The 7,431-nt window shown below is 67.6% G+C and carries 3 protein-coding genes and 1 pseudogene; 2 read left to right on the forward strand and 2 right to left on the reverse strand.

The features are described from left to right. Positions 1-192 precede the first annotated feature (192 nt). Entirely contained in the window at positions 193-4,194 is a 4,002-nt protein-coding gene (locus ABZ795_RS27300) for a CHAT domain-containing protein (RefSeq protein WP_357532424.1), read from the forward strand. A gap of 573 nt (positions 4,195-4,767) precedes the next feature. On the opposite strand, the gene ABZ795_RS27305 is transcribed toward ABZ795_RS27300, so the two are convergent. Further along, positions 4,768-5,307 (reverse strand): GNAT family N-acetyltransferase, encoded by a 540-nt coding sequence (locus ABZ795_RS27305; protein WP_357532425.1) that lies wholly within the window; start codon positions 5,305-5,307, stop codon positions 4,768-4,770. After that, positions 5,304-6,761, reverse strand: coding sequence for a helix-turn-helix transcriptional regulator (locus ABZ795_RS27310; RefSeq protein WP_357532426.1), 1,458 nt, complete (start codon positions 6,759-6,761; stop codon positions 5,304-5,306). The genes ABZ795_RS27305 and ABZ795_RS27310 overlap by 4 nt, the downstream gene beginning before the upstream one ends. Before the next feature lie 302 nt (positions 6,762-7,063). Between ABZ795_RS27310 and ABZ795_RS27315 the strand changes: the two are divergent. Beyond that, positions 7,064-7,431, forward strand: a pseudogene (locus ABZ795_RS27315) (oxidoreductase); the annotation flags it as partial.

The raw sequence follows: 7,431 nt of genomic DNA on the forward strand, positions 1-7,431 counted from the left end.
ATGATCATCTGAACCGGTCATGCCCGCCCTGCTGCCACCAGCCAGGGCGCGTCTACACCAACCACATCAAGCCGGGCACCCCCGCGACTTTGCCGGGGCCCTGCGTAGGCTCTGCCGGCCATCACGGTCTCATTCGTCAAACCCACGGACTCCCTATGTGGAGATCGAAGCGGTGAAGGGCACCATGGAGCGATGGACGCCGACCTGCGCGACGATCTTTTGAGGGCGTCGCTGACGATGACGACTGTCGACGATGCTGGACAGCGACGTGAGGCGCTTCAGTGGTTCATCGCAGCCCGGCCTGCGTTGATGGAGATAGTCAAGGCTGGTGCGCCGGATTCAGTGGTGCTGCTGAATTCGATGATTCCCTTTCTGGTTGTGCTCAAAGATTGGCCGACGCTCGCCGCTCAGACCGAATTGGGCCGGCGCCTAGCAGTGCACGCCGATCAGTTCCTGATCTTCACGCAGAACCTCGGCATAGCCCTACAGCACCTTGAGCGTGACGCGGCGGCGGAGCGATTGTTTCGCGAGGTCGTCGACGGGGCCGAGCGCATCGGTGCGGAGGGCTTGCGCGCCCGGGCCCTCGCCCACCTCGGGCAACTGCGGCGGCAAGCACGCGTCCATGACGAAGCGGCAGATTTGTATCACCGGTCGGCCCTCGCCTATCGCGCGTGCGGTGACCGGGCCGGTGAGGCGCGCGCCTTGGGCGACGTCTCACAGATGGCCGGCGCCGCAGGGCACCACGAGGCAGCGATCTGGTACGCCGAGCAGTCGCGGGAGCTGTTCCGGGGCGCTGGAGATCTCGAGGGTGAGGCACGTGCCGTACGAGCGCTCGCTGGAGCGCGCATGCTCCAGGACCGCGTGAGCGCCGCCGTGGAGCTTCTTGATGAGGCGATCGCCCTGTTCGACGCCGTGCCGTCGCCGTCCGACGCTGCCGAAGCGGCCTTCGCCGCGAGTGACTTCCTGGCCGGGCAGTGCGGTGATATTCCCGGTGCCATCCGATTCGCGGAACTGGCTGCGGCACGCCTTCCAGAAGACCCTGAGGTCGTCGCGTGGTGGACACGACTGGAGACGGAGGCGGAACTTCGTCAACTGTGCGCAGCTCCCACCCGTGCCGCGGGTGAACGGCTGGTGGCGTTGCGGCCGTTGCTGCGTACCGAACTCGCTCTTGATCTTGCTCTTCAGCTTCGCCGCGACTGCTCTGCTCGAGAACGCCGCCGGTTGGACATGCTGGTAGCGCATCCTAAATCCTTCCTGGCCGCACGGCTCGAGGCGCAGTGGCGGTTCTTGCAGGATCTATCGAGTGGGGTCGCGCTGCCGGACCGGTTGCGTGGTTTGCTCCGCCAGTCGCTGCTCGAAGACGGGGAGCAAAGCGGGACAATCGAGTCAATGATCGCGGCGGTGCCCGCAGATCGATATCCAGCCGTCCACGGCTTCCTGCTCTTCCAGCAGGCACAGGCGATCGAGACCCGTGCGGAAGGCCGCCGGCGCGAAGCAATTGACCTGGCTTCCGAGGCAGCGGATCTGCTGGAACGGGCGGGTGCGGATGAACTGTCCGCCACTGCACTGGCGATGGTGGGAAGTTGGTGGCGTCGGCTGGGCGGCCCTGATCCACGCGGCGAAGCCGACGAGGCGATCCGAGCGCTGCGGCGTGCTCTACGGACTTACCGCCGCCGGACTCATTCCGACCAATGGGCGAGGGCAATGTTGTCGCTCGGTAACGTATACCGTGAGTACCCGGTGGACCGGCGGGCGTTTGTACTGCGGGCGTTGGACCGGATCACTGCGGCGCTAACGGTCCTGACCCTCGAGCACGACGCGCAGGCCCATGCGACCGCGCTGATGAATCTAGGCCTTGTCTGGTCGGCGGAGGAACTGGCGGAGATTCCCGGTAGCCTCGCGCGCGCCGAGGAGAATATGGCTCGGGCGCTCCCGTTGCTGCGTGACCCCGGCACGGTGGCCGCATGCCACACCAATCTCAGCCTCGTTCTCCGCGCCCAAGTCGAGGGCGATAGGGACGCAAACCTCGACCGTGCGTTGCACCACGCCCGTGTCGCCCAAGCCTACTACGACTCCCAAGGAGGCCCGGCGGACCGCGCTGACGCCGCGAATGCCGTCGGCACTGTCCTCGCGATGCGAGCCACTGCGGAAGGCAGACCCGCTCCGGCCGAGGCGATCCAGAGTTATCGCGGCGCTCTGGCGCTCGTGCCGATCGACCGAGCGCCGATGGCCCACGCCGGCATCGCAGGAAACCTGGCCAACGCCCTGGAGTCATGGGCAACGCAGGACGCCGCGCACCTCGCCGAGGCGGTGCGCCTTTACGAGACGGCGGTGCGGATCTTCCGGCACCACGGCGCCGCCCCCGAGGAGAGCAAGGCCAGCCGCAATCTCGCGTATGCGCTGAGTCGGCTACCCTCCCCGGACCACGACCGCATTGTCGCGCTCCTCGACCGAAGCCTCGCCGGTCGGCCGGTCGCTGAGGTCCCCGAGCAGTGGGTGGAGTCAGCAGTCGACCTCGCGGAAGCCCTGTCCGCACGAGGTCGAAGCGGTGATGCGCAATTGGCAACGGAACTGCTCGAAAAGTGTCGTCAACTGGTAGTCGCTGGTAAGTCCCCTCACCAATCCGGCAGGGTTTACGTCACCCTCGGAGATCGGTGCGGGGCCACAGAGGACTGGCCACGGGCGGCGCAATTCTTCCGCGAGGCCGTCGCCGAGGTGGACAACCGCTACGGCACAGTCGTGGCGGGTTTCGGCCGCGAGGCGGAACTGTCCCGCGCGGCTGGCTTGCACCAGAACGCCGCGTACGCCCTAGCCCGTTCTGGCCGCCTCGAGGAGGCAGTGACGGTGCTCGAGAACGGCAGGGCACGCGAACTCAGCCGATTGCTGGACCGCGACCGCAGTGACATCGACCGGCTGCGCACACGGGCCTCACGACTGGCGGAGGAGTACGAAGCCGCCGTCACTTTGCTCGCGGACGCGGAGCGCCAGCAGCGCATTCTGATGCCCGAGGACGAGGTTCAGCGCTGGCAGATACGCGGTATGCTGGCCGATGCGCAGGCCCGGCTGCGAGCTGTACTGGAGGCGATCCGGGCGCTACCGGGCTTCGCAGACTTCGCAAAGCGACCGGTTGACGCGCCGTTTCGCGCAGCGGCGCCCGAGAGGCCACTCTGCTACCTGCTCACCGCCCGGCTCGGCAGCGCCGCCCTGATCGTCACCGCCTCCCGTGAGATCATCCCTTGCTTCGCACCGTTGGCCGTCAATGTCCTCTTCGACACGCTGCTGTCTGCCGAGGCCGCCTACGACGACGCAGTGCTCGATCTGCTCGGAAGCAGCTTCCTCGCTATGGTCGGTGAGTTGCTGACCGAGCAGGGCGCACCGGCCGTGGTCCTAGTGCCGACAGGACTGCTCGGTACCCTGCCGTTGCACGCCGCGCGCTATCGGAGAGCAGGCCGCATCCGTCACCTCATCGACGACGCCGATGTCTCGTACGCGCCGTCCGCTCGGGCACTGCTCGCTGCGCAAGACGTGACGCCGTCCGAGCGGCCCCGGCTGCTCACGGTGCGCCCGGACGACGCTTTGCCCCATACCGTCCGGGAGGTCACTGCGGTGCAGAGGCTTTTCAGCGGTCCGGTGCACAACCTCGCGGGAGCGGAGGCCACCCGGGAGGCGGTTCTCGCCGGGTTCCGCGATGCCACCCACATTCATCTCGCCTGCCACGGCAGTTACGACCCGGTGCAGCCATTGCGGTCATGCCTGCACCTGGCCGGACACGACCAACTGAGCGCACTCGACCTTTTCGACCACGGCCTCCTGCGCGATGTGCAACTGGTCGTGGCCTCCGCCTGCGAGAGCGCGGTCACCGACATTGCTCGCGCTCCGGATGAAGCGTTCGGACTTCCGGGGCTCCTCGGCTACTGCGGAGCGGCGACTGTAATCGGCTCACTGTGGAAGGTGAACGACAAGTTCGCGGCCCTACTAATCAGCCGCTTCTACACACACTACCGGGACGGCGACACTCCCGCCCGTGCTCTGGCCAAGGCACAGCGATGGTTACGCGACGCCTGTCCTAACGACCTGACACAGTTCGCCGCCGAAACCGGAGTGTCTCCCGGGCCGCGCTTTGTGGCCACTCTGCCTCAGATGTGGGCTCCTTTTGTGGTGGTCGGGAGCCCCGGCAGGCCAGTGCAGTCCTGACGCTGCCGAGGGGTGTCCCCTTGCGAGTCTCGGTGCCGGGAGCGGACGCTTGTGCCCTGAACCGCCCCCGGGTTCTGTGGAGGGTGCGATCGGTGCGCATTACAGCTTTGAGTAGCGCGCCGCCATAGCACCTGCACCCAACCGGCGTCCTTTCGCGCCCCAAAGTGAAGGCAAAGCCGGTGGGGGTCCAAGCTGCGACCTATGCATGAGGACTTAAGCTACAGCGTAAGCGTGTAGGAGCGGATGAGAGTCACGGAAATCTCGATGGATTCGCGAGTGCCACGTGGGGATTGACCTAGATCGACCTGGAACGTGAGAACTATGAGTCCGCCTACCCGCGGCTGGTCGAGTCGTTCGATGGCTTCATCCAACTGCAAATTCCCCACGGCATAGCAGCGGCGGTTTCATCCTTAGGAAACCACTGGCAAGAGCGGCCATCACTGATAAGGCCCGTTCGGCCTAGAAATGAGCCTGGCCGTCGCCCGCAAAATCGATATAACTGAACTCGTTGAGGAGATCAGCGAAATGCTGGCCAACCTTCCCGAGCAGGGTGAGGCGACGAGGAATATCTGGCTATTGGTGGTCCCGCACCAGGACGTCGAAGAGGGGGGCGTCTTCCCAGGCGGGGCATAGGCGGGTGACCCGGCGCCATCCCCAGGACCGGTAGGCCGCCTGGGCGGGGGCGTTGTCGGGCCGGGCGAGCAGGGTCATTCGGGACTCGGGGCGGGCGCCGACGAGTTCGTCATGCAGCGCCCGCGCGATCCCCCGGCGCTGCCAGGCGGGGCGGACCAGCAGCTCGCTGAGGGCGAAGGTGCGTCGCCCGTCCTCCTGCGTGAAGCCCGCCGGATACGGTTCCTCGATGCCGTTCCACCACCGGGTTCCGGCCGGCAGCGGAAAACCGTAGGCGTAACCGACCAGGCGACCATCGATCGTGGCGGTGACCAACTCCCATCCGGGGACCTTCATGTGCCCGGCCAGCTGTTGACGGTAGCGGGACTCGTTGTAGAACTCCCCATCCCCGGAGTGGGCGTCGAGATAGACCTCAACCAGATCACCGAGGATGTCATTCACCTCGTCGGCTCGATGCCGGTCGAGGCGGAGGTCGTCTCTCATGGCCGAAACTCCGCCCGGTAGGCATCGACGAAGTCGCGCGCCGCAGTGGTGTTTTCTCGGCTCAGGTGCGCTCCGACCTGGGCGAGGTTACGGGTGGTCCGTCCTGAGTTCAGTTGTTTCACCTCGGGCAGCACCCGCAACGCCGTCCGGGCAGCCTGGTTGACATCGCCGAGTCGGTATTCGGCTTCGGCGAGCCGCACGGTGGACAGCACCCGATTGCGCCGGTGTTCGGTGCGGGTGGTGCTGCTGACCGCGAGGGACTTGACGGCGCGAGCGGGGCGGTCGAGGGCGAGGAAGGCCAGTCCCTGGATGCCGGTCAGTTCGTGGGAGGTGACGAATTGCAGGAAGGGCAGGTCATCATCCTGAGGGCCACGGTCGAACTCGCGGAAGGCGCTGGCCATTTCGCGGTTGAAGCCGCTGGCGTCTCCAAGGTTGGCGTATGCGTGGGCCATCCGCAGTCGCAGGAGTGTCCTGAGGCGAGGGGTCGACCAGCCTTGGGCGGCGCGGAGTGCGGCTTCGGCGCAGTGCACGGATTCGGTGGGTTGGTCTTCCCGGGTGAGCAGTGAGAGGCAGGCCAGCGCCCGTACCTCCTCACGCGGGTTGTCGGAGATCCGTGCCCGGGTGATGGCGTCGTTGAGGTACGGACGCGCCTGGGGTCGGCGTTCGGCGTCGATCGCCAGCCAGGCTGCCTGGTTTGCGAGGTCGGCCAGTGCCGCCTGGAGAGTCGCTTCCAGGTTACGGCTGACGCGCGCTTTGCCGGTCCACGCGGACAGGCGGGTGTGAACGGTCATCGCCGCATCGCACAACTCGTCCGCACCGACGGCCGCGTCAGCCTGCCGGAAGCGCTTAACCAGCGATCCGGCGAGGCGTACGTGTTCCATGCCGAGGTTTTCGGCCCGATCATCGGCGGCGAGTAGGGCGTCGATGAGGTTGCTTCCGCCAAGGCCAGCGAGCGCAGCCAGGGCGTTGAATCGGCGGCGGTTCGTGGTGCCACCTCCTTCGACAGGAGCCGTCTCCACACTAGTCGGCGAGTCGGCGTGAGCACCCCGGTCAGACATGTCGATGGGCGGCAGGCGGAGCAGCCGGAACCAGAGCAGTTTTTCGGGGATGCGCAGCAGGGTGGCCCAGTGGGTGAGGCGGTCCAGGTGGATCGGTGCGGGGCCGGTCTCGATCCGGCTGAGTTGGGCCTGGGTGATGCCGAGCCACCCGGCCACCACGGACTGGGTCAGCGGCAGCCGACCGTGGTAGGGGTGGTGCCGGTAGGCCCGGATGAGGTGCCCCAGGTGGCGTCGGGCCAGCGCGGCGCGTACCGGCTGGTGGTCCCAGAACGGCGGTGGCACGGCCGGGGGTGCGGTGAGCCGGTCGCGTTCGGCGGCCTGGCAGGGGGCGCAGCGTCCGCTGTGGTTGTCGCGCGCCAGGCGTCCCCCGCAGCGGGGGCAGTTGGCAGGTGTCACCGGCAACCTCGCCGTTCGTGGGCGACTGGTTCGAGTCTGTCCATTCAAGCCGTTTCCGGCGAGGCCGGTATGCACGCCACGCATACCGGCCCGACCACATTCGGCCACCGGGCGAATACGCTGCGCGAATCCTGCTGACGATCACTGCGGCATATCGGGGCAGGCCAGCCGGGTCCAGGGTGGAGACACGGCCCGGGGCGGGTGCCGGCTCCGGTGGCGGATCGGCCTTCCCCCGTACGATCTGTCACCGCTCCCGCCCGCCTCGGTGCCGTCTCAGACTGTCCATCGCACCGGAGGCTCACATGCGCGACCACCCTGCCGTGACATCCGGCGGCATCGCCGAGGCGGTCTTCGGTCGCGCCGCCGCCCGGTTCTGGGACACCGTGCAGGAGGGCTGTCCGGGGCTGCTGCCGGAACAGGATGCGCCGCTGATCGTCGCCAGGCTGTTGCGGCTGGTGGGGGGCGGTGACGACCGGCCGGGGCGGTCGGCCCTGCTGACCGTCCTCGGCCGGGTGTACCGGGAGCATCGGCTGCGCCCCGACCATGCGGCCCTGGTCGGCGCGGCGCTGAGGGCCGCCGTACCCTCGATGCCGCCCGGGGCCGCGATCTGGCGGCGGGCCTGGCGGTTGGTCGAGCGCGCTGCGACCCGGGTGGGTGACGGGCCGGCCTC

Source organism: Micromonospora sp. NPDC047134 (assembly GCF_040643455.1).
GTDB lineage: Bacteria > Actinomycetota > Actinomycetes > Mycobacteriales > Micromonosporaceae > Micromonospora.